Here is a 25,067-nt window from a genome sequence, read left to right as displayed (position 1 = left end):
AACGAACTCCCTTGAGCCACCTCTCCAAGGGCTCGGGATTGAGCTCCGCCCTTTTTAAAAACAGGCATTTCATAGTGTGGGGGGCTTTATCCCTGGCCGTTTTTGCCACTCTTTTCATGGTGCGTCTGGGCCTGTTCCAGGGCGGAGCCACTGGGGAGGCTGGTCTGGGTGGTGGTGTGCCGGCAATCGTTGCCGGGGAAACCTATATGGCCATTTTTCAGAATGGGCGGCACATCGGCTTTTCCCACCGAATCCTGGATGAGACGGACAATGGATACCGAATCCATGAACAGACCGCCATGAAGGTCAACACCATGGGCATGGTCCAGGATGTTGACCTTCGCATGGACGGTGAGGCAGCGTCTGATTTGTCCCTTCGATCTTTTGACTTTGAAGTCATGTCCGGCAGGTTTCAATTCAAGGTGACAGGAACCGTGGACGACCTGGTCCTTGGGGTGACGACCATGGTCGGTACCCAGCCCCCTTCTCCCCGGGTTGAGATACGGCTGACCCGAAAACCCTACCTCAGCGCTCTCATTGCCCCTGCCATGGCAGGGATTGGCCGTTTAGATGGGATCGACGGTTCCGACAAGATTGATAGTTCCGATAAAATTGATGTTTCAACGGCCAGGGTCTTTTCCGTGTTCGACCCGGTTACCATGGGCGAAATGGCGGTAGAGGTCAGGGTGGTGGGAGAAGAGACAATGACGGTGATGGGTCGGGAAACGGCTGTCAGAAAGCTTGCCATCCAGGCCAAGGGCATGACCCAGTACGCCTTTGTAGATGCCACGGGCCGAGTGGTAAAAGAAGAGGGGCTTCTTGGCATCACCCTTGTTGCCGCCACACGGGCTGAGGCCATTGAAGGGGTTGTTCCAGGCGATGACCTCACCCTTGTTGCTTCGGTTAAACCTGTCTGGAACATTGAAAATCAGGGGGATGTTCCGGTTAATGATAAGCGTGTCCCATCCCGGAACGACCGCCTGAAAACCCTTTCAAGACTGACTGTTGTAATTTCCGGTATTGATCTTCAGGCCTTTGATCTTGACGGGGGGCGCCAGTCCCTGGACAACAACCGGCTCACCATCACACGGGAGCGGCCTGAACCCGGAAAATCAGGGGAAGTGTCTGCCTTGATTGTCGATCCTGAACCCTTTAATCCTGAACCCTTTCTTGCTGCTGACCCCTTGATTCAATCGGATCATCCTGATATTGTCACCCTTGCCCGCCAGATTGCCGGCAACCAGGACGATTCCATTGGAAAAATCCGTGCCGTTTTAACCTGGATGGGCAAACATATTGAAAAGCGGCCGGTGGTGTCACTGCCCAACGCCCTTTCAACCCTGAATGCCCGCATGGGCGACTGCAACGAGCATGCGGTTTTGTTTGCCGCCCTCTGCCGCAGTCTTGGCATTCCAACACGCATCGAGGCGGGCCTGGTTTTTTTGAACAACAGGTTCTACTACCATGCCTGGAATGGCGTGTTCCTGGACAATTGGACAAGCGTTGATGCTCTTTTTAACCAGTTCCCCGCCGATGCCACCCATATCAGACTGAGCATGGGCAAGGGTGGGGAAGGGTTTGACCTCATGGGCGTTATCGGCAGGATTAAAATTGAAATTGTGGGGGCCAAACCATGATCGAACTGGACCGGGTGACCAAAAAATACAACAGACTTGTTGCCGTGGATCAATTGAGTCTTTCCCTTTACCCGGGAGAAATCTTCGGTTTTATCGGACCCAACGGTGCCGGCAAGACCACCACCATCCAGATGATTGCCGGATTGACGGAACCAACCTCTGGGAATGTTACGGTGTGCGGCATTGACATGAAAAAACATCCCCAGCTTGCAAAACAGAAGATTGGATTCATCCCTGACAGGCCCTATCTCTACGAGAGGCTCACGGCCATGGAGTTCCTGAAATTCACGGCTGATCTGTTTGCCATGGACCCCGTGGGGTTTGAAAAAAAGGCACTGGCCCTTTTGGAGATGTTTTCCCTTGGGCGCTGGGCAGACGAGATGATTGAAGCCTTTTCCCACGGCATGAAGCAGCGGCTGATCATGGCGGCGGCCCTGATCCATGACCCTGAACTCCTTGTGGTGGATGAACCCATGGTGGGCCTTGATCCCTTGGCCATCAACCTGGTCAAGGGGCTTTTACGACAATTTGCCGCCGACAATAAAACCGTTTTCATGTCCACCCACACCCTGTCCATTGCAGGCGAACTCTGCGACAGGGTGGGCGTTATCAACAAGGGACGGCTTTTGGCCCTTGGAACGGTGGAGGAATTAAAGACCCTGACCCAATCCGACCATGCCGATCTGGAGGAGCTGTTCATGATCCTGACGGAAAATGGAGGGGGCAGGGAAGCAAACCCTTCCGGGGAAAAAAATCATGGAAACATCTGATCTTGTACCCGGTGGCAGGTCACCCGAAAATGCGATATTGACCCTGATGCGGCCACGGATTTTATCGTTTAAAAACAGCATGCGCCAGGGCCGGGGACTTAAAAACCGGTTGAGTCGGCTTTTTCTCTGGTCCATGGGGATCATATTCTGGCTCGCCATCTTCTGGGTCTCCCACCGGGTCCTGGTCTATTTTTCCAGCATTGAAGAGCTTGGCAGGATACTTGCCTTTAAACTCATGGCTCTTGTCTTTGTCACCTTTTTTTCCTTGTTGATTTTTTCAGGTATCCTTGTGGTCCTGTCAAAACTCTATCTGTCAAAGGACCTGCTCCTTGTGCTTGCCATGCCGGTTCCCGGGTACAAGATCTTTGCGGCAAGGTGGCTTGAGTGCCTGGTGGACAGCTCCTGGATGGTGATCGTCTTTGCCGTTCCCCTGTTTGCCGCCTATGGCATGATCTTTGACGGTTTATGGTTCTATTATCTGACCCTTGGAATGGTGCTTGTTCTGTTGTCCACAGGGGCGTGCACCATCAGTGCCATTGCCATGATGGCGGCTGTTGTGGTGCTTCCGGCAAACAGGATCCGGACGATTTTTGTGTTTGTGGGGCTTGCGCTCTTTATCGGGCTCTACGTGGGGGTGAGGGTGATTCGGCCAGAACGGCTGGTGGATCCCGAAGTGTTTACCTCCACCCTTGTTTATCTCCAGGCCATGCAGACCGCTCCGCTGCCGTTTCTGCCAAGCACCTGGGCCTATGATGCCCTGGTGGCGGCCCTGACAGGCCAGCGTCTTGCAGCTTTATTCCACCTGGGGCTTTTGGCAAGTTTTTCTGCAGTCATGGGCGTTGTCATGCTCCTTGTTGCGGATCTTATCTATTTTAAGGGGGTGTCCCGGGCCCAGAGCGCACCTGCCCGGTTGTTTCGACAACGGCGGCTCAAATTTTTCGGGCTGGGGTTTCTTTCCCTGCCCGTTGCTGCCCTTGTGTTTAAGGAGATTAAGAGTTTTTTCCGGGATCAGACCCAGTGGTCCCAGCTTTTTCTGATCTTTGCCCTGATCGGGATCTACGTGTACAACTTCAAGGTGCTGCCCCTTGAACGGTCACCCATGGGGACCGTGTTTCTGGGCAATGCGCTTGCCTTCTTAAACATGGGGCTTGCCCTGTTTGTCCTGACGGCCATTGCAGGCCGGTTTGTCTTTCCCTGTGTGAGCATGGAGGGGGAGGCGTTCTGGATCATCCGAACCAGCCCTGTCACCCTGGGGCAGTTTTTGTGGGTCAAGCATGTAATTTACCTTGTGCCGCTCTTTGTGCTTACCCTGGTGCTCATTGTTGCCACCAACCTTCTTCTCCGGGTGGACGTTTTCATGATGGTCCTCTCCCTTGTCAACGTCTGCCTCATGGTGCCGGGGGTGGTCAGCCTTGGCGTGGGCTGCGGGGCGATCTTTGCCGATTTTAAATCGGAGAACCCGGCCCAGACCCTTTCCAGCCAGGGCGGGCTTTTGTTCATGGTGTTTTCAGTTCTTTTTATCGGGGCTGTGATCATGATCGAGGCAGGCCCTGTGTACGCTATTTTCAAGGCTGGATTCCATGGAAGACCCCTGGGCACTGGCACCATTGTCTGGAGTATTGTTTCGTTTGTTCTGGCAGGGGGGCTGTGTGCAACCGCCGTGGTGCTGCCCATGCGCCTTGGTAAAAAACATCTTGAACAAAGGCTTTGCGCATGACGACGCCCCAACCGTTGAAGAAAAATATATCTCCCTTTGCCATTCCAGACGTCCGGCGCTTTATTGCCTTCCGGGTGCTGTTCAACTCACGGTTTTACTACCCCGTGTTTACCATCCTTTTCCTTGATTTCGGGCTGACCGTGGCCCAGTTTTCCATTCTAAATGCCGTGTGGGCTGCCACCATTGTTTTGCTGGAGGTGCCATCCGGAGCCCTTGCCGACGTGATCGGGCGAAAACGCCTGCTGGTATTTGCCTCGGCTGTGATGGTGGTTGAGGTGGGTATCATCAGCTTTATCCCGCTCCTGTCCCCCCGGGTGACCTTTATCGTTTTCCTGGTCAACCGCATTCTGAGCGGGTTTGCTGAGGCCGCAGCCAGCGGGGCCGATGAGGCCCTTGCCTATGATGCATTAACGGCCCGGGGCAATCCCCAGGAGTGGGGCAGGGTCCTGGATTACATGACCCGGTTCAAGGCCGTGGGATTTATCGTTGCCATGACCCTGGGGGCCGCGGTTTATGACCCCCGCCTTGTTCAACGACTCTGTGATTTTGCGGGGTTCGATCTGGTCGTCTCCCAGTCCGTCACCATGCGGTTTCCCCTTTATCTCACCTTTGTACTGGCGCTGGGTTGCCTTTGGGTGACCCTGGGCATGACCAATGATTCTGTTACTGACCAGACCCGGGAAACGCCGGATAATAACCCGGGGAGCAAGGATGTTTCTGCCACGGGTATCCAGTCGCTGGTGCAGGCCTTCAGGATTACCCTGGAAGGGGGAAGATGGATCATTGGAACCTGGTTTGTGCTCTGGGTGATGCTCTTTGGCATGCTCTTTGACGGTGTGATCCGCATGACCACCACCCTGTCCAGCCAGTATTACCGCCTGGTGAATATTCCTGAATCGCTCTTTGGTATTCTCGGTTCAACCGTTGCCATACTCGGGATCTTTATCCCGCGGCTGGCCTTAAAGATAGCCGAAACCCGTCCGCCAAGGGACGCCCTTGCCCTGACGGCCTTTCTGGCCCTTGTGGGGCTCTGGACCATGAATTTTTTCTGGTCCTACCTGGGCATCATCCCGGCCCTTATCACATCCAGCGCCATGTATTTTAACGGATTTTTTATAAGTTACTACCTGAACCGGGAGACCGCTTCAAAAAACAGAGCCACGGTCCTGAGTTTTAAGGGATTGATTTACAATGTTTCCTACGGAGTGTTGGGGGTGGCGTATGCCCTGGTTCTAAAGACCCATCGCGCGGCCCTTGAATCTGTTTCCATGGGGGTGGTGGATTCTGTTGCCATGGAAAACCAGGTATTCGTGGACGTGTTTGTCTGTTTTCCCCTGGTGTTCATGGCTGGGTTGACGGTCATGGTTCTTTTCTCTTTTCTGACTTTTAAAAAGAAATCTTCTTAAAACCGGCACGGCCGGGGCGAGGGATGGCATCCGGCCACAACGAATATTGAAACGCCGCCAATGGGAATGCTTCGGAACGAGTTTCTTATAAACGATCCCCTTATCAATCCCTTTCTTTCACGACGATTTCTTGACATAAATCATACCAAGTAGTATGTTTTTTTGAAATTATACGGGCCATGGAATTGTTGGTGGAAATAAAGGTAAACCGCCCATGAAAAAAATAGAGTTAAAGAAAAAGTTAAAGCTAAACAGCATCGTTAAAGCCGCACAAGCGTTGTTTCAATCCAATGGCTTCATCGGCACCAGTATGGATAAAATTGCCGATAAGGCCGGTGTCACCAAACAAACGGTATACCGGTATTTCGATTCGAAGGAGGCACTTTTCAAGGCGGCTCTGGATCTGCATCGCCTGGAAGCGACAAGCCCTGATTTCCTGGAGGCACTGAACCTGGAAGATCCAGAAAAGGCTTTGGAAGCCTTTGCAACTGGATTCATCGAAAGACATTTGTCCAAAGAGCATCTGGCAAACATCCGCTTGCTGGTATCCGAGGGCCCCATGGTGCCTGAAATAACACGTGTCTTTTATGCCATGGGTCCCCGGCGGATGAGAACCCGCCTTTCACAATTTTTAAAGGACAGATTTAACATAGAAGACGCCGAATACGAGATTGGCGTTTTTCTCGACATTCTTCTTTCCCTGCGCATGCCTGTACTTACCGGCCTGCATGCGCCTCCGTCCCGGGAAAGTCTCCGGCGGCATGCTGCCAAAGCCGTCAAGGTTCTCATGAAATTGCTCGATTTATAACGGTTGCAGACTGTCCCTGGTCTCCCACGGCCAGGGTTGGGTCCACATTAAATATGGAAATTTTGTCCTTAAGTTTATTCAAAAATTTCATACAAAATAAAGGGAGGTAACCATGATAACCCAAGAACAACCACTGAAATGTGAGGAATGTGGCGCAGTCATTCCTGAAAACGATGAAAGACAATTCAAAGGGCAGGTGATCTGCGAGGATTGCTACATGACCGTACTTTCTCCGTTGAAGGTATGTGATCCATGGGCTGCATACTGTGCCAAGTCCTTTTCTGAAAAACCTGGTTCCCAGCCGGATTTAACCCCGGTGCAGACACGGATCCTGCAGGTTTTAAAAGAAACAGGTGGCCTTGAACGCCAGGAACTTGCGGAACGGCTTAAGCTTTCCGAGGAGGATTTGAAACGAGATTTTGCAACACTCCGCCACATGGAAAAAGTAAGGGCTGAAAAGAGGGACGGATGTATAATACTCAGCCTATCGTAAACACTTTGAACAGGATCGATATGAATTTATTTCCATTGCAGAACCAAACGGTCTGGAAAGACCTGTGGCAGAAAGAGTTAAAGAATGATCCGGAAACAAAGAAAAGCCAGGATCATATTAAAAAATGGGACCAGCGTGCCCCGAGCTTTGACAAAAGAACCGTCAGCCCGGAGGCTGTTTTACGAAAAGAGCGCATCCTTTCCATGCTGGAAGACGCAGGTGCGCTTCAGGCCGGAAACCGCATCCTTGATATCGGGTCAGGACCGGGCAACTGGGCCATTCCCATGGTGGAAATGGGGGCGGAAGTGGTAGCTGTTGAACCTTCCGGCGGCATGGTGAAAATACTAAAGGAAAAAATGGCTGCCAAGGGCATTCATTCCGATCAACTCCGCATTGATCAGAGAGCATGGCAGGATGTGGATGTGGAAAAAGAGGGACTGTCCGGCCAGTTTGATCTGGTTTTTGCTTCCATGAGTCCGGGGGTTCGGGATCCGGAAACATTGAACAAGGCCATGAAGGCCTCCCGTAAATTCTGCTATTTAAGCACCTTTTCAGGTGGGGGGTGGCGGAGTTGTTACAATAATCTGTGGCAGAGCATTACCGGACAGGTGCTTGAATCATCCTCGTGGGATTTTATCTATCCCTTCAGCTATGTTTACGCCCTGGGGTACCGCCCCCAGATCGATTTCAATGTCTGGACCCATGACCGGGATGAAACCATTGATGAAGCAGTCGAAAACATCAGCTTTTTTGTCCAGGGGGCTGTGGATGTCACTCCGGAAATCCGAGAAAAGTTGAAGGCCCATGTCACGAGCCAGGCCGTGGATGGCATTTTCCATCAGAAACAGACCATTTGCCAGGGGGTAATGTTGTGGCAGATCGCCTAACCTTTGACCATGGCTGGTCCATCTGAAACAATCGCCTGGATTTTTGGCATTAAGGTTGGCTTTCAATGGTGAATAGGGGATGGACACCAGGGGTGTCTGTCCCTTGCGGTCCTTATCCATTCCCTTTAAGCGCTTCAGCCACAAAGGTTTCATACGCTTTTTTTTCCTCCAGAGTCACCTCTTCCAGAACCAGGGCCCTTCCCGGGCAGGTGGCCACGCATGGCGGATCCGTGCCTGCCAGGGTCTGGCCGGCACAGAGATCGCACTTTTGCATCACCTGATCCTCACCGAACTGGGGTACGCCAAAAGGACATGCTTCGGCGCAGGCCCCGCATCCAATGCAGAGGGTCGTATCCACCCGTACCCGGCCGTCCGCCGTCTGTTTTGAAATGGCCTCCACCGGGCAGACCTCTGCACAGGCCGGATCGCTGCAGTGCAGGCAGGAGAGGGAAAGGCCATGGCTTTTTACCCCGGGATAGCTGCCTTCCCATAGATTGATCACCCTGCGGTATTGGACACCATAGGGCAGACCACGCCACATTTTGCAGGCGGTTTCACACCCGTGGCACTGGATGCACCTTTCAGGATAAAATTTGATCATGTATTCCCGTGTCAAATCGTTCATTTCGGCCTCCTGCATTTTTCCACCTCAACCAGCGTCTGACTGGTCATGGCTGTCACCATGGGATCATAGGCTTTTTCAGGGTCTACACTGTACATGATATTGACGTTGGCGCCACCATCGGTCAGCGGATAATCTGCCATTTTAAGTTCCTGGCATCCCTGCCACCAGCCGTGGAGAAGCATCACCGTATCCGGACGGATGCCCGGGTACAATTGTGCCCTGACCCTGAGCCATCCGTGGGGCGAGGTGACTTTGATCCAGTCCCCGTCCTTGATGCCTCTGGTACCGGCAGTGTCCGGGTGGATGTGCAGCATAGGGTCTGGTTCGAGTTCGCGCAGGAAGGGAACGTTCCGCTGCCAGGATGCACTGAAGTTTTTGGATGTATGATAATCGGAAAGAATCAGCGGATAGGTCCGGGTAAGATCCGGCGTGGCCGTAATGCTTTCCGGCGGTTCCCGCCATTCGGGCATGGGCGGATAGCCGGCCTGCTCAAAGGTGGTGTTGTAGAGGGCCACCTTGCCCTGGGGTAAAAAGGGACCCTTATCCAGCCGGGTGCTGGGACGCTTGAATACCCGGTCGAATTTTTCGTATTCATGCCTGGCAGGAGAAAACGTCAGGCCGACTGGGTGTTGGCGCAGTCCTGCCATATCCACACCCAGGGGTGCCAGTTGCTCATCCATGCATGCCATGATGTCCCCCTGCCAGAAGTCGTCACCATAGTCCATGGCCTTTCCCAGATCCAGGAAAAATTCGAACATGGATTTGTACGGCCCCAAAGGGTTGATGACCCGATTGGTGGACATGAGCCAGCTAGGGCCATATTGAAAGGGATGGTCGGTTTCATATCCGGTGGCCACGGGCATAACAATGTCGGCCCAGGGAATTTCCGGGGTCCGGGCCACATCCAGCACCACAAAAAAATCGAGTCGTTCAAGTGCTGCCAGAACGTTACGGGTTCCCCGGGTGCTGGCCAGGGGCTGGGTCCCCGGAGCAATGATGCCCCGGACCGGGTAGGGGTTTTGGGTCAGGACACTTTCCCATATCCGGTAGTAGGCCGAAGTCGGACCCTCCAGAAAGGGCTGGAAATATTTGGGGAACTCCGGGGCAACCAACTTGTCCACAAGCTCTCCGGTAAACCTGTGCTTGAGGGTAATATCCCCTGGCGCCTTGGGGGGTGGCAGTTTCAACAGGTTGGTTCCGGGCCGGTCAAGGTGTCCTGTGACGGCCATGAGCATGGCGATGGCCCGGACGGCATCGCTGGCCGAAGGGGCGTGTTCCAGGCCGTTGCCCACATCGATGGCGGCCCTGGGACAGGTGGCATAGGCCCTGGCGACTTCTTCGATCTGGGCTGCGGGTACGCCCGTGATGATTTGCGCCCATTCAGGGGAATATTGCCGGACCTGCGCCTTTAAAGGCTCAAAGCCGTAGCACCAACGGGCAACAAAATCATGGTCGATCAGGTCCTCTTTGATCACCACATGCAGCATGGCCAGGGCCAGGGCCGCATCTGTGCCCGGCCTCACTGGCACCCAGGTATCGGCCATGCCTGCATCCGGTTCCACGGATGGCTTGATGGCAATGATGCGCGTCCCCCGTTGGGTGGCCTCCAGAAAAGCCCTTGCCGCAGAGGACACCGGGCCAGAGTAGATGGGCTGGCGCCCCCAGTAGATAATTAGGTCGCTGTTGGCGGTGTCCGGCAGGGGCCAGTCCGCCACCGTGTACATGAAGGCAAAGGCGCGTTGTAGCACGCAGATGCCGCTGTGCCCATAGTTGGGTGTTCCGTGAATGTAGATTCCTAAGCATTAATCTCTTAAAAATCCCAAGATTTGCTACAAAGAACTTTTTCATCAATAGGAAAGCCGGAAGGGGTTTCCTTCCGGCTTTTATCATGTAGACAGCAGTCTACCGCACTGAGCTATCCCTGGCGCTGGAGTCCCCTCACAGGCGCTTCCGTTTCACTCAGATTCGTTGAACCAGTCCGAGTTGTAAAGAATCTCGGCCGTTACGTTTTTCTCATTATGGTAATATGCTTCTTCCAGAGCGACGGTGGCGGTATTCATTACCCCTCTGCGATTTCCCCTGGTATAAGCGGCGATTAAATCAATAGCATCCTCCGTAAATAAATCTTCTGGAGCCTCAGCATTTTTCAGACGGCTGAGGATAAACAGCCGTGTTTCGTACTCATTCATTGTGTTGATCTTCATGATACCGGTAAGGCGGGACCGGATGGGAAGCATGACGTATAGTTCAAGCTGCCTGGCGAGATTTTCATCTCCCACCAAAACAAGCGATGCAGCGACTGTCTGTTTGGCTGTTCTGAACAAAAGTGAACACAAATCCCATAAGGAATCAGGTTCAACCCGTTGTGCATCATCAATGATCAAGACAGGATGGCGTGGATTTGTGCTGCCGGATAATGCTTCAATATGCTGCTGTATCCTTGTGATCAATGGTGTTCCCCGGCCTTTAATATCAACGCCCAGGGCCTGTGCAAGAACCTTTGTGAGGCCGTTTCTTGGATGGCCGGCATAGGGCAGCAGAACAGGCAAATAAACATTCTTGTCAAGATCTGATATTAATCCATGAATGAGGGTTGTCTTGCCGGAACCGGAAGGGCCATATAAAGCAGTGCTCTTTCCATGGTGAAGCAAGCGCCTGATGGTTTCCGATTTTCGCTTGTCATCATCAGACATCCACAGTTGACGTTGAATATAGGTATCTGCAAAGGGATGTCGTTTCCATCCAAAAAAATCGCCCATGGGCAAAGGTGTTGTGACGTCCATTGTTTTTGATAGCATGGCTACCTCCTTATTCTATTGGCATTTGAGATCGGGTCAACCGGTTTGGCCGGTTTCAGTTCAGGCCCGTACCAGACCATATCAAGGTTCCATGGCATGAACCACACGTCTACTCGCTGCCCGGGTAAAGCGTCGATAACCTCATAAATCCGCCTTTTAAGGCGGATGGTATTGTTCAGGTACACCTTGCAACGGCGTTTCATTCTGAACAGCGGCTCTATTTCTACTGTTTCCGGAAGCGCCTTGCAGGCACTTTGATGGCTGAGTCTTTTTTGGAGTGGAGATATGCCAAGAGAGCTGTGGATTCGCTTATGGTATGACGCCACCCATTCTCTAAATGCTTTGTTCAGGCCGTCAAGGGTTTTGGCCGGGGCTTTTTTCCCGTCAAGGAACTGATCCCGGACCGATCTAAAAAAACGTTCAACTTTACCTCGGCCCCTTGGTTTTCCAGGGGGAGTATGGATTAGGTGTATACCAAGATTGGCACAGACGAATTTAAGGTGCTTGCTGGCGTAGCAGGCCCCGTTATCCGTATAGAATCTGATAGGTTTACCATGGGTGCGGACTGAGGCCATAAGTTCAGCCATCATGACTTCAGTACTTTCAGCGGTAAAAAAACCGGCATGAACGATATACCGGGTGGCATCATCTATGATTGCATGCAGATACGTCTTACGTTTTTTGCCTTTCTCACGGATTTTAGGGCCATGTAGGAAATCTGCCATCCAAAGTTGACCAAAGAACGAATATGCAAAAGGCCGTGCAGGTACATGGGCTGCCAGATGGGGATCCCGCTTTAGATTAGCCGTTTGCGCAAACCGGTATAGGGTTGAACGGGCTGGAGATTTTTTATCCCACAGATTTTCCTGAACCAGTTGGTCCAGCATACGAGAAAGGGTCCATCTTGGATGTTCTTCTCTCAGCTTAAACAGCCGGTCTACAATTGTTTGGGGAATCGTTCCATGGGTCCCGATATCTTTCCTGGGGGAATTGTTCAGTGCCGGAAGCCCTCCATTACGGTAACGATAAAACCATTTTTTTAAAGTATCGGGAGAGTAGGACACAAAATGCCCGTCCAGCTTTCGATATTGTACAGATGAAAGCCGGATTAATGCTTCTTCAAGGGTTTCTTCATCTCCATTTCGGTGGAGAAGTCTGCTGATAATGCCGTATCTCCATACAGCAAGTTCAGCAAGATCAGGTGTCGCCATGGCCACCTCCTTAATTAAGGGTTAATCATGTGGCCATATCAACATAAACGACTGTAATTAAAAAATGTATGTTTTGTGTTGACGGCTATTTTACCCACCTGTCAGGGTAAAAACTTTGGGAAAAATCCCTGGTGAAATCCGGCCAGAAGCCAAGCGGATTCGTTCCCCAGTTCGTAATTGTTTTTTCTCGAACAAACCATGCCATAAATTTACGGCAAAAAAGCTTAAGCCGTTTTGCAATGCCTCTTTCAACACCCAGTTTCCTGGCAATCTCAGCCTGGGGCATACCTTTTTTAACCATGGCATGGCAGGATAACAGGGTCCCATACACATGGCGGATCACAGGCAAAACAAATTCCGGCAGGATCGAAAAACTTTGCCACGGGCATTCTGGGGTTTTGCACAGATACCGTTGGACTCTGATTTCAACATTATTTACGGGATGATTTCTGGGATATGTTCCATTGCGAACCACTAAAGTTCCAGAGCAATGGCAACAGCAAACTTGATTATTTTTCTTGGCAGATGCGTCATTTCTTACTATTATGTTTTCCATAAGCAGGGGGGTGGGGTTGTGGGTTTATATTATTTTGGCGAATTTTATTTATACCACAATCCCCCCCTCTTATCCCCCCCAAAAAGGGGGGGAGGAGGATCACAAGGCATGGGCGGATCCTGCTGTCTACCCCCTTCCTGTCATCAGACAAAAAACAGTCTCATTTTGAAGGACACTCATTTACTCATAATTTGTAAATGTATGTGGGATTTTTGGGTATTATAGGGGGATTGAAAAGGAAGAATCTACACCGTGAACAACGGCAAACCGTTGCAGGTATTCGCTGTAGGAGCGTTTGGCCGGGGAAAGGATGGCCAGGGACTCGGGACCGTATTCTCGCTTCTGGTGCAGCAGAACCTCGGCAATATGGGCGATGGCCTCATCCCAGCTGATTTTTTCAAATTTGCCCTCTCCTTTTTTGCCGATACGCCGCAGGGGATGGGTCAGGCGGTCCTGGGAATAGACCCACTGGGGTGCCGTATGGGCCTTGGCACAAAGAGCGCCCCTGTTGTTTGGGCATTCGTCCATGCCGGCCACACGGAGGAATTTTCCGTTTTTGCTGAAGGCGTAGATACCGCATCCACCACCCGGCCCGCCGGGACCGCACATGCCGCACACCGTGGGGACAACTTTTTCTCCCCTGGCTCTTGCCACTTCAATGGCCTGTTCGTAATTCATGGATCAAATTTCCCTTTATTTATGCTGTTGAACCCGGGGCGTTTTTACCATCTGCGCAAACAGCAGTGAAATAAGCGCCAATACTGCTGAAGCAAAAAACGGGATGCGCCAGTTGATGGTCCATAAAAAACCGCCCACTACCGGCAGGATAACAGCGGTCAGGTGGTTGATGGTAAAACCAACCGACATGGACGGAGCAATATCTTTTGGATCGGCCTGTTTCCTGAAAAAGGAATTGATGGCAATCACGAAACTGAAAAACAAGTTGTCTGCCAAGTACATCCCTGTGGCAAAATACTGGTTTTCGACAAGTGCGTAGCCCATGAACACCAGGAACAGTCCTGTATATTCAACGGTCAGCATGGTTCGTTCACCATAACGATTAATGGCCCTTCCAACGACAGGGCTTAAAAAATAGGTGATGATATTGTTCACCACAAACAGAGTGGAAATGTAGGCGACTGAAAAATGGTATTTTTGTACCAGAAGAAAAACCGAGAACACCATAAAAATTTGCCGCCGCGCACCGCTTAGCAGGTTAAGCACATAAAAGAGCCAGTATTTTTTCCTCAAAATCAGTTTTTTGTGTTGCACCGGAAGGGCTTTGTCCACCGGTTTTCTTGTATAAGAATAAAGGCCGATCAGGATGACAACAGACCCGATAATAAAGAATATCGTTTGTATGGACAGATAGTCGGAAATGACCCATATAAAAATTCCAACGGTAACATTTGACAATGCTGTATAGCTTTTCAGCCTTGCCAGAACGATGGGAACCCTTTCGCCGGCAAAATATTGCAGGGTAAGGGACTGGTTACAGGTTTCAAAATAATGATACCCCGTGGACAGAATCAGGGTCGTTACCAGCAACCCGCCAAAGGATGGGAACAATCCTGCCATCATGTCGCCAAGGCCCAGCAAAAGAACTGCCAATGCTGCAAAGCGGTGTTCGGCAATAATCAGCAGGATAAACACGGCAAAGAAGGTCAGAAAACCTGGGATTTCCTTTACCGACTGAATGGCACCGACCTGAATGGAATTAAGCCCAATGGTGTCAACGGCAAAATTATTAAATAAAGTTTGCCATCCCTGGAAGCCAAATGCCGATGCCATGACCAGCATTACCAGGTATAAATACATTGGGTTTTCTTTGTAACTTTTAAATTGATTCATACTTTACACGTATTTCCTCTTTTGTTCTTAAACAAAAATCACTACCACCATTGAGATTGAACAACAAATTATGGTTAATCGCTTCGATCTATTCCATCTAATTGTTATGCTGTAAAGTATGACAATACTCGGTATTGTTTGTTTGTCAAGAAAATCATACTTATCGGTATTGTTTTTTTGTGAAAAATGAGAAAAGACCAACCACACCTCGCTGGATCAACTGAAGGAAGGCTGTTCGGTATTCTTTGCAACGTTTAGGTGCAAAACGTATTGAAATCACATTGGGTTTCATTTTCAACACTGACTGACGGAATATAATCCGCCAGGAGCCTTGACGAAACCCCCCCTTCCGACTATTAATCGGTGATCAAATTTTTTTTAATTTCTAAAGAGTGAAATGTGAGTTATACGTTTTTTTAAATTCCGGGGGGAAACATGCCAGGTTGCATCAAACCAGATTTAACGCTTCTTTTTTTGAGCACCACTGCAAGGTTTATGTCCCGGAGTTGTCTCAACTGGCAAACACGTTCTAAAACCCTGGGGGAGATTTAGACTGTCAATGGAATTCAAACGCCAGCGCTTTACCCCCCGGATGGTTACAGATCTCAGGCATAGAGCCTTTGTGGGGATCGGTTTTTATATTATTACCCTGGTTGTGGTGCTGACGACCAGCGGGTATTACCTCAGATATCCCCAGTTTTCAAGTCAGTTTTTTCTGCTGATTTCAGGGATCTGTTTTTTTCGGTTTGTTCACCACCTGATTGATCGATGGATCCCCTTAACGTTATACCGGGTCAGCCTTGCGTTTTTCCTTGGAAGTATTTGCCTGACGGGGTTGATCTGGGGAATTGGGTTTTCAAAAATTATTCTACAGGAAGGCGAGCAGAACTTTCATATCCTCATGGTGATCTGTACCATCGGGCTATGTTCGGGCGGAGTCGTTGCCTACGTGCCCTCCTTTTGGCTCGCAGTGGCGTTTGACATCGCAATCCTCGGGCCGGGCATTGTGGCCATGGCCGTGGGGCAAATTTATTCCTCGTTGATGATCCTGCTCGTTCTTTATCTTGTTTATATGATCTTCATGGCCCTTCGCGGAAACAGGGAATACTGGAATGCCCTTGAAAATGAGTTTCTTTTAGAAGAAAAGACCCGGGCGATTGAGCTACTCGGACAAAGGGATGGATTGACCGGGCTCTACAATCGCAGATATTTTGATGATGCCTTTGAATATGAGTGGAACCGTGCCATCCGGAACAGGACCGCCATCTCCATAGTGATGTGTGATATTGATTATTTTAAACGGGTAAACGATGCCTTTGGCCACCTTGCCGGGGACGCGTATCTGCGACTTACGGCAGATGTGCTCAAGCAGGTGGTTCGTCGGGAAACCGATATTGTGGCCCGGTATGGGGGCGAAGAGTTTATTTTTCTTATACCCGATGATTCCCTGGAAAATACCGTTGGTCTGGCTGAAAGAATCAGACAGATGATGGAAAATACAGCCCTCACCTTTGACGGGCAGATCATCAGGGCAACGGTCAGCCTGGGGGTTGCCCGGTTGAGCCCCAGGCCTTTTGAGAAAAAGGAGACTATTGTTTCAAATGCAGACAATGCCATGTACCAGGCAAAGAGCAGGGGCCGAAACCGGGTTGTTGCCCATGGGACCGTGCCTGATGTGAATAATGAACCCGGGGCGAATAATTCGTTTGTAAAGCCCCCTGTTCCAGGGATTAAAGCGGGTTCCCTCCGGGGAAAAGGGCCTGTTCAACTTTGATCGTCCGTTTGATCACTCTTTGTTCGACCATGATTTTTTCGGTCTGTTTCCAGCCCATGACATCAATGGCTCCGATTTTTTTGGGGGGGACTGGAACAACCAGGGTTCGGGTTGCATCCAGCTGCTTGATGCGAAGATCTTCGGGCGTATCCCGGTTGTACTTCTGGAGCACGGTCAGGGCCTTATCCCTGTTCTCCGGCAAAAGTGACGCTTCCCAGCCCGCCATAAGTGACCTGGCAAAAGCCTGAACCATTTCAGGATTGTCCGTCAGGGTCCTGGCTGAGGTGACCACCGAGTTCGCCACAAATGTGATGCCCTGGTCAGCCGGGTTGAAAAATTTCACGGCTTCCCCGCCTTTGGCAAGTTTATCGGCAAGGGTTATTCCCTGGGCATTGATGTAGCAGGGCCAGGCATCCACCAGATCCTGGTAAAAGGGGTTGTAGTCGTATCGGACACTGTAAAGGGTAACATCCTTTTCCTTGAGGCCGGCCCGGGAGAGCAGTGCACGCATGATGGTCTCGTCGTTGCCACCATAGGTAATACCCAGGGTCCGGCCCTTGAGGTCAAGGGGAGTGTTGATGGCCGGTTTCACGGCCCGGTAGATCCACTGGAGGGGGTTGACCTGGAAGAGCTGGGCAATGACAACCACAGGCGCCCCCTTTTCCCTGGCCCGGATGACCTGGTCAGCCGAAGCAACTCCAAAGGTGGCATGGCCAAGCTCAAGTTCCCGGATGGCATCCCGTTCCGGCCCTCCTGCCTTGACGTTGACATCCAGTCCTGCCCGTTTAAAAAAACCGTGGTCCAGGGCATAAAGGTCCCCGACCACGCTGGTGTTAAACAACCATTTGAGACGGTAGTTGAGGGTTTCGCCGATTGCAGTGCCTGAGAAACAACACAGAACCCCAACAATGGTTAAGAATGTGAGGATAAACCGATTATACGTCTTCATGGACCACTCCTTTGGTTAAAAACCAGGTAGAAGAGATGCGTTTACCTGCACTCTCAAGGATCTCCTGGTAGATGGATAAAAAAAGTCCGATGAGAAACAGGGCTGCAAGTATCCGGGCCAGATCACTCTGGTAGAGGGCAATGCGGATGCTGTGTCCGATTCCCTGGTTGGCTGCGATGAATTCTGCGACAATGGTGCCGGCCATGGCCAGGGTGGAGCTCCCGGCAATGACAGTGGTGAGCTTGCCCATGTTTTCAAAGGCCCGGATCTTTACCTCCAGCTGCCATCGCATGCGACCGGTGGCAATGTAAAAGTGCTCAATATCAACCACGGGTTCTGCCATGATGCCAATGACTGACAGCAGCAGCGGAAAATAGCAGATCATGGCCGCAATGAGGAGCCTTGATGTGAAACCGTCCCCAAGAAGGATAAAGATGATCGGAGCCACCGCCACAATGGGGTAGGCCTGGATATTGTAGGCTGCAGCCTTGATAAGGGTGCCGGCCCAGGTGCTTCTGCGGGCTGTGATTCCTACAAAAAAAGCCATGAAGATGGAAATGGCCTGGCCGATGATGGCGACCATCAATGTGTTAAGGGTGTCAAAAAAGTATTCCCGGAAAATGCCCCTGCCCGTTGTCAGGATCTCGACTGGACCCGGGATGACATAGTCGGACAGGTTGAGGGTGTATTTCACCCCCAGGAGGAATAAAAGGCCCAGGGCAAAGATGAGGAAAAATTGAACAATTCGTCTACCCAGCATTCATGATCTCCAGTAGAACCCTGTCCAGATCTGCCTTTTCACAAGGGTGATCCAGGCGGGTGTCAAGTCCGGTAAAGGTTATGGCCTGGGGGGATTTGCCCTTACCCCGGAACAGAAAAATTCTGTCGCAGAAGCGTGCCACCTCAATGAGGTTGTGGGAGATATAGAGAAAGTAGCGGTCGCAAAACAGGGCCTTGATCTTGAGCAGAATGGTCTCCTTGGATCGTTCGTCCACGTTGGCAAGGCTTTCGTCCATGATCATGAGGTCAAAGTCCTGGAGGAGATAGCGAAGCAGGTTGATCCTGTTCTGCTGGCCAAGGGAGAGCTGGGAAAAGGTCTGGCCCATGATGGGCCCAAGACCAAAGGTTTCCACCAGTTCGTGCCTCAGTCCATCCCTTCCGGGCGGGGTCATGCCGACAAGATGCCTTTCCACTGACGACCAGCCGGGCAGGCGCTCCTGGTTGTAAGTGTAGAGAACGGTTTTGATTTTTCCCGGATCAAGATTGCCGCCAAACCCGTGGATGTCTCCTGAGATCACCCGGGCAAGGGAGGTCTTGCCCACCCCGGAGGGTCCGAACAGAGAGTGGAATCCGGGTCGGTCAAGGCAGAATGAAAGATTCTGGAAGACCCAATCATCAGAGCCGGGATAGCGGTATTCAAGTTGTCGGCATGTCAGTCCCAAAGATAATATCCTCGGTTCATGGTTTCCCTGGAGTTGTTTGGCTACAGTGGCTGGTTTCCAGGTGGTTGTACCGGATTTCCTGTCACCTGCTTATTAACACAGGAGGGGAAAACTTTCCAAGGGTAAAACATGCTAGTTCAAATCCTTTGTCTGATAGTTGTTGATCATTGCATGACCCTGGTCAAAGGCCGTGAGGTTGAGTTTGACCTTGTCCGGCGTAAATTTTGACTTAAGCGTCTGTTCAAACACCTGCCTGTCAAGGGGAAGTTCCCCGGTTGCGGCAAGGGCGCCGGCCATGATGATGTTGGCAAATATGGGGTCTCCGATTTCTGTTGCCATCTGTGTGGCGTCAAAGAACCAGGCCCGTTCCGAAACAAGGTTGATGGCTCGTTTCATCTCTGCCAGGGTGGGATAGGAGAGGCGTCCAGAGATGACCCCTATGGGGTGGGTGGGCCTTGTGTTGCAGATCACACCGGTACTCGGGTTCCCATAGCTTTCAAGTACCCGGAGGGTCTCCATGGGTTCCAGGGAGACCACCATGTGGGCCTGGTGAATTGGAATCTGGGGGGAGAGGGTGGCTGTTGAACTGATGCGCACATGGCTCATCACCGACCCGCCCCGCTGGGAGGCTCCGAAGGTCTCTCCGATGGTGATCTTAAATCCTTTGGCGGCAAGCATGTTCCCGATCATGCGTGAGGAGATGACATTTCCCTGGCCTCCCACGCCGGTGATGATGAGATTGTAGGGATCATGGTTGAGGGATATCATTGAATCTCCTTTTTCTGGATGGCGTTCTGGGGGCAGATGGCAGCGCAGACACCGCAGCCCGCGCAGAGTACGCTGTTGATGGCCGCCCGGTTGTTCTCAGCGTCCCAGATCAGCCCAGGGCAGCTGAAGACCCGGGTGCAGATGCGGTTACAGCCGCAGCGTTCTCCTATGCAGAGGGCCGGATCCACGGTCACCTCAAATGCCCTGGTATGGCGTTTCTGGGGGCTCAGTGCGCAGGCCTGTCTCAGGATCAGCACGTTCACCCCGGTGTCGTCTTTGATAAATTCAAGCAGTTGTTGCTGGGTGGCTTTCAGGTCAAAGGGATCACAGACCCGGGTGGTTGCTCCCATGGCCCGGCATATGCCTTCAATGTCCATGGGTGGGGCTGGTTTTCCACAGGTGTCAACGGGCAGTCCCGGATGGGGCTGGAACCCGGTCATGGCCGTGCCGCTGTTGTCTAAAATGATCAGGGTGAAGCAGGCGCTGTTGTGGATGGCGTTGACCAGGGGGGGCATGGCAGAGTGGAAAAAGGTGGAATCCCCGCATACGGCCACCACGGGTTGTTTCATGCCGAATTGACGAAGCTTTCCAAACCCGCTTGCAAGTCCTGACCCCGATCCCATGGAGTGGAGGGTTTTGAGGGTGAAAAAGCCGCCCGGCAGCATGCCCATGGAGTAGCATCCGATATCTCCACAGGTAAACCCCTGGCGGGAATCAAGACTGAGCACGGTGTTGATGGAAAAGAACGAGGCCCGGTGGGGGCACCCGGGACAGAACGAAATCTCCCTGGGCGGTATGGAGATTTCCGGCATGGCCAGTCGGGAATTTTTGTCATGGGAGGCCGGTAGTGGCAGATCAAGGATGGTGCAGAGGGCCTGTGTGACGAACTCCGGATTCATCTCCCCTGTCAAGGGAATGTGACGACTGTATTTCCCGTAAAAGGTGATTGCTGAAAGATCAAGGTCGGACCCGGCGGCAAGCACCTTGACCGCCTCTTCAATAAAGGGTTGCACTTCTTCGACAAAAAGGATTTGTTTTGTCTTTGCCAGCCGCTCTGTCACACACTTTTCCGGAAGGGGCCAGGTGGTGCCGATTTTGAAGATGCCGACCCTGGTGCCGATATCAAGAAGGTTTACCACCTCCCTGCTGTAGAGATCGCAGATGGAGGTGGTGATGATGAGCAGTTCCGGAGATTCGGGTCCCACGTAAGTGTTGTAGGGCGAGGTTTCAAAGTGTTCGGCAGCCAGTTCGAGTTTGCGCTGCTGGGCGCGGTGCTTGAACGCGACCGGAGGGGTCATGATCGGTCCTTCCATGGGGTCGAGCATGTCTCCGTCAAATCGGAAAAAAGCCTCTCGTTTCGGGTTCGGAAGGTCTCCTAAAGTGACGTTGCCGCTGGCATGGGATAGCCGGGTTACGGTGCGGACCATGACAAGCATGTTAAGGCTTTCCGAAAGTTCAAAGGCCCAGCGGGTCATATCTTTGGCCTCCTGGAAGTTTCCAGGTTCAAGCATGGGGATCTCCATGAGCTTTGCATAGAGTCGGCTTTCTCCCTCGTTGATGCTCGACAGTGCTCCCGGGTCGTCGGCCACAAGCAGGACCATGCCGCCTCTGACGCCGGACAGGGCAAGATGCATGAGAAAATCAGCAGCAACGTTTACGCCGGGCTGTTTCATCACGGCAAGGGAGCGCAGTCCCGCAAACGAAGCTGCTGCAGCAACCTCCAGGGCTACTTTTTCGTTGACGGACCATTCAGTGTAGATGTCGGTGGATATTTTGGCCAGGGTCTCGATGATTTCGGACGACGGGGTTCCGGGATAGCCTGCGGCAACACTGATGCCTGCCTCCAGGGCCCCCCTGACAATGGCTTCGTTGCCCATCATGAGATGGGTCTCACCTGGGTTGTCCCGGGTCAGTAATGACATGATTTCTCCTTATTTAGTGATTGACCGAAAACCCGTGTTTGGGCGAAAAATTGCCCAGATGCAAGGCGCAAAAGATTCTGAAACCGGAACGTACTATAGTACGTGAGGATTGCAGAATCTTGCAGCAACGCCGCAGATGGGTGAATTTTCGTTCAAACACTATTTAAATCCCGTGATGGTCTGTTTAGCTTCTATTTCAAGGGGTTCCTGGAACCCAGGGGCAAGCATGCCTAATCGTTCCTGGGCGGCAAGGGCACGTTTGCGCTTGTTTGCCGCAGCCAGGGTCAGATTGTCAATGTTTGTTTTGGACAGGGGTCTTATCTCCAGAAATCCTGTTTCAATGGCCTTGTCCACCAGTGCCTGTCCCCGTTCACTCCTGACAATGAGGGTGTTCCAGGCAGGGTCTTCCTCAAAGGCCCCCACGGAGAGGTCGCAGAACAGGGCAGTCATGTCCGGGCAGACGGCACATCCGGGTAATACCCGTTTGCGGATCTCGGCCAGGGGCAGGGTTTTGACCTCTTTTTCCAGGGTCAAAAGTACATTTTCAGCCGGGGGAGGGGGGATTTCCATGGACTGGACCGAGGCAGGGTCGATGCCCTGCTGAAGGAGATAGTCCAAAAACCCTTCGGTTTCCAGGGCCCAGGTGCAGAACAGGCCAATGGTCATTCCAGTGACGTCTTTGAAATCCGGTAAATCCAGGGGGTTGGTTCTCAAGGTTGAAAGGCCGGTCATCTGACAGGGGGTGCCGACAATGCCCAGATTCTGGTAACCTTTGCCTGTGGCCCGGTTCAGGCAGGCCACTGTGGGGGCGGCAATGTATTTGGATGCAGTGCAATCCAGGACCTCCAGGGCTGTTGTTACCAACCTCGGACGGGGCCGGAGACCGTCGCTTCCTGTCAGGACGGCAGCGTCGATGACCCCCTGTTCCAGGGCGGACATGACCAGGGCTGAGGTGGTTCCCCCGTTCTGGAAATGGCCCTGGGGGACCTTGTTGCCCCGCCGGGCCATGTGTATTTCCCGATAATGTCCCAGGGGCGTGTCCGGCCATGGTGTTTTAAAAAGATATTCTGAAAGCAGGGCTTCATCAATGCCTGTTTTGGGGCAGGCCGCATAGCATCGTCCGGTTTGCCTGTCACAGGAAAAGACCCGGGAGATTTTTCCTTCATGGGCTTTGACATAGGGGCACAGGTCGGCGCAAGCCCCGCAAAGGGTGCACAGGTTCTGGTCAATAATTCGGTGGGACAATTCAGTTGGTCCTAATGGCTGCATCAACCTGCCTCCTGGTCTTTTTTTTGTTAACAACAGTGACCCCTTTTGAAACGTTTTGTTGAGACCTGTCAACCCTTTTTTAAAAATAGCCTGAAAAATTTGGTGCCATATTCATGCAACCATCGTTGAAGGAGGGAGCGTTCTCCATCACCTGGGAATCTGATCCGTTGCCTAGGGTAAAACGGTCGGTTCTAATCCAGGATCGACAGTTCTTTTACCTTTTTTCAGGGGCGGGCATTCCTGGAAAATTCTGGCGGGGCAGGACTGGCAGACCGGGGTTTCAAGTTCTGAAACAATCCGGGCAATGGCTGTCAGTTTTGAATCAAAGATATTTGCCTCGCCAATATCGCGGGTAAAATCACCAAGGTCCATAAAATGTCGGATTTTCTGGCTCAGGCTGCACAGGAAGAGTCGTTTTCCCAGGGACCGGCGCCGTTGGGCCTCCTGGACCAGCATCATTGCTCCTGAAACATCGATGTAGCTGATCCTTGAGCCTACAATCAGAAGGTGTCTGGGGCTATCTGCGTCAATCTCTTCAAAAATCTGGGCAATATGATTGGCTGCACCGAAGAACAAGGAGCCGTCGATGAGGATGATTTTCAACTGGGGGCATTCAGGCAGATCCCCATTGTGAATGGGTGTCATTCGCCGTTGGGGGGTTTGGGGATCAGGAACCAGGGTGTGAACAAAGGGATGTGACATGCGGGTGAGATAGATGGCAAGGGATAGAAGCACACCTGCATAGATGGCAAATTCAATTTCAAATACAAGGGTTGCGCAAAAGGTGGTGGCAAGAACAAAGGATTCTGACCGACTGCTCTTTAAAATTTCCCGGATGTGGCGCAGATCAATGAGCTTGAATGCCACAATGAGAATAATGCCGCCCATGGCGGACAGGGGAAGCCAGGCTGTTAATGGTGCCACCAGCAAAATAATGGCACCAAGAACGAGTGCTGAAAAAATGCTTGAAAGGGGGGTCTGGGCACCGGCTTCATAATTGACCCCCGACCGGGTAAACGACCCGGAACTTGCATATCCTGAAAAAAAACTGCCCACAATATTTGATAGCCCCTGACCGATGAACTCCTGGCTTCCGTCAATGTGCTGTTTTGAATTAACGGCAATTGATCGTGCAATGGACGAGGCTTCGATGAGTCCGATAAGGGCCAGGGCCAGGGCGCCGGGGGCAAGCATTCGTAGTGTGTCAAGGGTGAAATCGGGTGTTGAAAGGGGTGGCAGGCTTCCTGAAAGTGCCCCGAGAAGTCTTACCCCATGGGCCTGCCCATTGATGGCCACGGCAAATACGCTGCCGATGATCATGGCCATGAGCAGTCCGGGCCAGCGGGGACGCCATGCTTTTAAAATAACCCCGCAGATCAGGGTGACAATGGCCACGGCAAGTTCAGACCAATTGCTATGGCTGGACGATTTTATGAGGATGGCACAGGTTGTAAAAAATGAAGATCCATTGGGAACAACGATCCCCATGGCATATTTGAGCTGGCCTGCGGCAATGAGGAAGGCGGCACCGGCTGTGAATCCGACAATCACAGAGTGGGATACGAAATTGAGAACCGTGCCAAGCTTTGCAAGGCCAAAGACGAGCTGGAAAACGCCGGCAAGAAAGGTCAATGTCAGCACCAGCTGGATATAGGCCATTGAACCGGGTTCCACCAAAGGGCTCAGGGTGGAAAAGATAATGATGGAAAGCGCCGTGGTCGGGCCGCTGATTAAATGTCTGGAAGAGCCAAAAAGGGCTGCGATGATCGGTGGAACCAGGGCCGTGTACAGGCCGTATTCCGAAGGCAGCCCTGCGATCATTGCAAATGAGACCCCCTGGGGAAGAACGATGAAGGCATTGGTCAGCCCGGCCGATAAATCCGCCTTTAATGAATGGGCGTTGATAAGGGTGATCCATTGCAGAAACGGGAACAACCGAATCATCCCAGGGGCTTTTCGAATCAAAGGATGTGAAGGGGAGGTAAGTTTCATGTCAATATCTATACCAGGTTGCTGTTTAATAGCGGATACATTAAATTAGAAGTAATCCATAATTTTATAAAAAAGGCAATCTTTTCAAAAATTGAAATTTTAAAATTTTAAAAAAAATTTACAAATGCCTTGGTTGCGTATATGAATCAGAAAAACCTGGGTTTAAAACGCTTGAACCAAGGCAGGAAAATA

22 protein-coding genes are annotated in these 25,067 nt (G+C 51.8%); 8 read left to right on the top strand and 14 right to left on the bottom strand.

What is annotated here, in order from left to right; translation table 11 throughout:
• Positions 1–74: 74 nt before the first annotated feature.
• The 7 genes from HRM2_RS16635 (at position 75) to HRM2_RS16605 (ending at position 7,718) form a co-directional block, all read left to right on the top strand.
• Complete coding sequence (locus HRM2_RS16635) at positions 75–1,637, top strand: transglutaminase-like domain-containing protein (RefSeq protein ID WP_187149270.1); 1,563 nt, start codon at positions 75–77, stop codon at positions 1,635–1,637.
• Entirely contained in the window at positions 1,634–2,407 is a 774-nt protein-coding gene (locus HRM2_RS16630) for an ABC transporter ATP-binding protein (RefSeq protein WP_015905206.1), read from the top strand. The genes HRM2_RS16635 and HRM2_RS16630 overlap by 4 nt, the downstream gene beginning before the upstream one ends.
• Complete coding sequence (locus HRM2_RS16625; RefSeq protein ID WP_015905205.1) at positions 2,394–4,124, top strand: putative ABC transporter permease subunit; 1,731 nt, start codon at positions 2,394–2,396, stop codon at positions 4,122–4,124. Before HRM2_RS16630 ends, HRM2_RS16625 begins: the two co-directional genes overlap by 14 nt.
• A complete protein-coding gene (locus HRM2_RS16620; RefSeq protein WP_015905204.1) occupies positions 4,121–5,530 on the top strand; it encodes an MFS transporter in 1,410 nt (469 codons plus the stop codon). Before HRM2_RS16625 ends, HRM2_RS16620 begins: the two co-directional genes overlap by 4 nt.
• 214 nt (positions 5,531–5,744) lie before the next feature.
• Positions 5,745–6,338 (top strand): TetR/AcrR family transcriptional regulator, encoded by a 594-nt coding sequence (locus HRM2_RS16615; RefSeq protein WP_015905203.1) that lies wholly within the window; start codon positions 5,745–5,747, stop codon positions 6,336–6,338.
• A gap of 112 nt (positions 6,339–6,450) precedes the next feature.
• The gene (locus tag HRM2_RS16610; RefSeq protein ID WP_015905202.1) at positions 6,451–6,831 is read left to right on the top strand and encodes an HTH domain-containing protein; all 381 of its coding nucleotides are present in this window, start codon (positions 6,451–6,453) and stop codon (positions 6,829–6,831) included.
• A 20-nt stretch (positions 6,832–6,851) separates the two neighbouring features.
• A complete protein-coding gene (locus HRM2_RS16605; RefSeq protein ID WP_015905201.1) occupies positions 6,852–7,718 on the top strand; it encodes a class I SAM-dependent methyltransferase in 867 nt (288 codons plus the stop codon).
• A 112-nt stretch (positions 7,719–7,830) separates the two neighbouring features.
• On the opposite strand, the gene HRM2_RS16600 is transcribed toward HRM2_RS16605, so the two are convergent.
• The 7 genes from HRM2_RS16600 to HRM2_RS16570 all read right to left on the bottom strand — a co-directional run bounded on the left by HRM2_RS16600 (position 7,831) and on the right by HRM2_RS16570 (position 14,759).
• A complete protein-coding gene (locus HRM2_RS16600) occupies positions 7,831–8,343 on the bottom strand; it encodes a 4Fe-4S dicluster domain-containing protein (protein WP_148214654.1) in 513 nt (170 codons plus the stop codon).
• The gene (locus HRM2_RS16595; RefSeq protein ID WP_202944662.1) at positions 8,340–10,091 is read right to left on the bottom strand and encodes a molybdopterin-containing oxidoreductase family protein; all 1,752 of its coding nucleotides are present in this window, start codon (positions 10,089–10,091) and stop codon (positions 8,340–8,342) included. Before HRM2_RS16595 ends, HRM2_RS16600 begins: the two co-directional genes overlap by 4 nt.
• Before the next feature lie 207 nt (positions 10,092–10,298).
• Positions 10,299–11,141, bottom strand: a complete 843-nt coding sequence (locus HRM2_RS16590; RefSeq protein ID WP_015905198.1) for an ExeA family protein — start codon at positions 11,139–11,141, stop codon at positions 10,299–10,301.
• Between the two features lie 2 nt (positions 11,142–11,143).
• The gene (locus HRM2_RS16585; protein WP_015905197.1) at positions 11,144–12,352 is read right to left on the bottom strand and encodes an IS481 family transposase; all 1,209 of its coding nucleotides are present in this window, start codon (positions 12,350–12,352) and stop codon (positions 11,144–11,146) included.
• An 85-nt stretch (positions 12,353–12,437) separates the two neighbouring features.
• Positions 12,438–12,908: a hypothetical protein gene (locus HRM2_RS27735; protein ID WP_015905196.1), complete on the bottom strand. Its 471-nt coding sequence runs from the start codon at positions 12,906–12,908 to the stop codon at positions 12,438–12,440.
• Positions 12,909–13,127: 219 nt separating this feature from the next.
• Entirely contained in the window at positions 13,128–13,586 is a 459-nt protein-coding gene (locus HRM2_RS16575) for a molybdopterin-dependent oxidoreductase (RefSeq protein ID WP_015905195.1), read from the bottom strand.
• 15 nt (positions 13,587–13,601) lie between these two features.
• On the bottom strand, positions 13,602–14,759 hold the full coding sequence (locus HRM2_RS16570) for an MFS transporter (protein WP_015905194.1): 1,158 nt from the start codon (positions 14,757–14,759) through the stop codon (positions 13,602–13,604).
• 559 nt (positions 14,760–15,318) lie between these two features.
• Between HRM2_RS16570 and HRM2_RS25445 the strand changes: the two genes are divergently transcribed.
• On the top strand, positions 15,319–16,533 hold the full coding sequence (locus tag HRM2_RS25445) for a GGDEF domain-containing protein (protein ID WP_015905193.1): 1,215 nt from the start codon (positions 15,319–15,321) through the stop codon (positions 16,531–16,533).
• Here HRM2_RS25445 and HRM2_RS16560 read toward each other — a convergent pair.
• The 7 genes from HRM2_RS16560 to HRM2_RS16530 form a co-directional block, all read right to left on the bottom strand.
• The gene (locus HRM2_RS16560; protein ID WP_015905192.1) at positions 16,490–17,482 is read right to left on the bottom strand and encodes an ABC transporter substrate-binding protein; all 993 of its coding nucleotides are present in this window, start codon (positions 17,480–17,482) and stop codon (positions 16,490–16,492) included. The two genes, HRM2_RS25445 and HRM2_RS16560, sit on opposite strands and share 44 nt — an antisense overlap.
• Positions 17,469–18,242 (bottom strand): ABC transporter permease, encoded by a 774-nt coding sequence (locus HRM2_RS16555; protein WP_015905191.1) that lies wholly within the window; start codon positions 18,240–18,242, stop codon positions 17,469–17,471. The genes HRM2_RS16560 and HRM2_RS16555 overlap by 14 nt, the downstream gene beginning before the upstream one ends.
• Entirely contained in the window at positions 18,232–18,924 is a 693-nt protein-coding gene (locus HRM2_RS16550; RefSeq protein ID WP_015905190.1) for an ATP-binding cassette domain-containing protein, read from the bottom strand. The genes HRM2_RS16555 and HRM2_RS16550 overlap by 11 nt, the downstream gene beginning before the upstream one ends.
• Before the next feature lie 132 nt (positions 18,925–19,056).
• Positions 19,057–19,692 (bottom strand): indolepyruvate oxidoreductase subunit beta, encoded by a 636-nt coding sequence (locus HRM2_RS16545; RefSeq protein WP_015905189.1) that lies wholly within the window; start codon positions 19,690–19,692, stop codon positions 19,057–19,059.
• Positions 19,689–21,614, bottom strand: a complete 1,926-nt coding sequence (locus tag HRM2_RS16540) for a thiamine pyrophosphate-dependent enzyme (RefSeq protein WP_015905188.1) — start codon at positions 21,612–21,614, stop codon at positions 19,689–19,691. The genes HRM2_RS16545 and HRM2_RS16540 overlap by 4 nt, the downstream gene beginning before the upstream one ends.
• Positions 21,615–21,773: 159 nt before the next feature.
• Positions 21,774–22,883, bottom strand: coding sequence for a Coenzyme F420 hydrogenase/dehydrogenase, beta subunit C-terminal domain (locus tag HRM2_RS16535; RefSeq protein WP_015905187.1), 1,110 nt, complete (start codon positions 22,881–22,883; stop codon positions 21,774–21,776).
• 171 nt (positions 22,884–23,054) lie between these two features.
• The gene (locus tag HRM2_RS16530; protein WP_202944661.1) at positions 23,055–24,875 is read right to left on the bottom strand and encodes a SulP family inorganic anion transporter; all 1,821 of its coding nucleotides are present in this window, start codon (positions 24,873–24,875) and stop codon (positions 23,055–23,057) included.
• Between the last annotated feature and the right edge of the window lie 192 nt (positions 24,876–25,067).

Source organism: Desulforapulum autotrophicum HRM2, assembly GCF_000020365.1.
Taxonomy (GTDB): domain Bacteria; phylum Desulfobacterota; class Desulfobacteria; order Desulfobacterales; family Desulfobacteraceae; genus Desulforapulum; species Desulforapulum autotrophicum.
The sequence above is the reverse complement of the archived record's forward strand: the minus strand, read 5'-3'. Positions and strand labels throughout refer to the sequence as shown.

What these genes read in the sequence shown, in the direction of transcription:
- HRM2_RS16630 (WP_015905206.1), top strand. Translation starts at nt 1,634, where the DNA reads ATGATCGAACTGGACCGGGTGACCAAAAAATACAACAGACTTGTTGCC.
- HRM2_RS16625 (WP_015905205.1), top strand. Translation starts at nt 2,394, where the DNA reads ATGGAAACATCTGATCTTGTACCCGGTGGCAGGTCACCCGAAAATGCG.
- HRM2_RS16620 (WP_015905204.1), top strand. Translation starts at nt 4,121, where the DNA reads ATGACGACGCCCCAACCGTTGAAGAAAAATATATCTCCCTTTGCCATT.
- HRM2_RS16615 (WP_015905203.1), top strand. Translation starts at nt 5,745, where the DNA reads ATGAAAAAAATAGAGTTAAAGAAAAAGTTAAAGCTAAACAGCATCGTT.
- HRM2_RS16610 (WP_015905202.1), top strand. Translation starts at nt 6,451, where the DNA reads ATGATAACCCAAGAACAACCACTGAAATGTGAGGAATGTGGCGCAGTC.
- HRM2_RS16605 (WP_015905201.1), top strand. Translation starts at nt 6,852, where the DNA reads ATGAATTTATTTCCATTGCAGAACCAAACGGTCTGGAAAGACCTGTGG.
- HRM2_RS16600 (WP_148214654.1), bottom strand. Translation starts at nt 8,343, where the DNA reads ATGAACGATTTGACACGGGAATACATGATCAAATTTTATCCTGAAAGG.
- HRM2_RS16590 (WP_015905198.1), bottom strand. Translation starts at nt 11,141, where the DNA reads ATGCTATCAAAAACAATGGACGTCACAACACCTTTGCCCATGGGCGAT.
- HRM2_RS16585 (WP_015905197.1), bottom strand. Translation starts at nt 12,352, where the DNA reads ATGGCGACACCTGATCTTGCTGAACTTGCTGTATGGAGATACGGCATT.
- HRM2_RS27735 (WP_015905196.1), bottom strand. Translation starts at nt 12,908, where the DNA reads ATGGAAAACATAATAGTAAGAAATGACGCATCTGCCAAGAAAAATAAT.
- HRM2_RS16575 (WP_015905195.1), bottom strand. Translation starts at nt 13,586, where the DNA reads ATGAATTACGAACAGGCCATTGAAGTGGCAAGAGCCAGGGGAGAAAAA.
- HRM2_RS16570 (WP_015905194.1), bottom strand. Translation starts at nt 14,759, where the DNA reads ATGAATCAATTTAAAAGTTACAAAGAAAACCCAATGTATTTATACCTG.
- HRM2_RS25445 (WP_015905193.1), top strand. Translation starts at nt 15,319, where the DNA reads ATGGAATTCAAACGCCAGCGCTTTACCCCCCGGATGGTTACAGATCTC.
- HRM2_RS16560 (WP_015905192.1), bottom strand. Translation starts at nt 17,482, where the DNA reads ATGAAGACGTATAATCGGTTTATCCTCACATTCTTAACCATTGTTGGG.
- HRM2_RS16555 (WP_015905191.1), bottom strand. Translation starts at nt 18,242, where the DNA reads ATGCTGGGTAGACGAATTGTTCAATTTTTCCTCATCTTTGCCCTGGGC.
- HRM2_RS16545 (WP_015905189.1), bottom strand. Translation starts at nt 19,692, where the DNA reads ATGATATCCCTCAACCATGATCCCTACAATCTCATCATCACCGGCGTG.
- HRM2_RS16540 (WP_015905188.1), bottom strand. Translation starts at nt 21,614, where the DNA reads ATGTCATTACTGACCCGGGACAACCCAGGTGAGACCCATCTCATGATG.
- HRM2_RS16535 (WP_015905187.1), bottom strand. Translation starts at nt 22,883, where the DNA reads ATGCAGCCATTAGGACCAACTGAATTGTCCCACCGAATTATTGACCAG.
- HRM2_RS16530 (WP_202944661.1), bottom strand. Translation starts at nt 24,875, where the DNA reads ATGAAACTTACCTCCCCTTCACATCCTTTGATTCGAAAAGCCCCTGGG.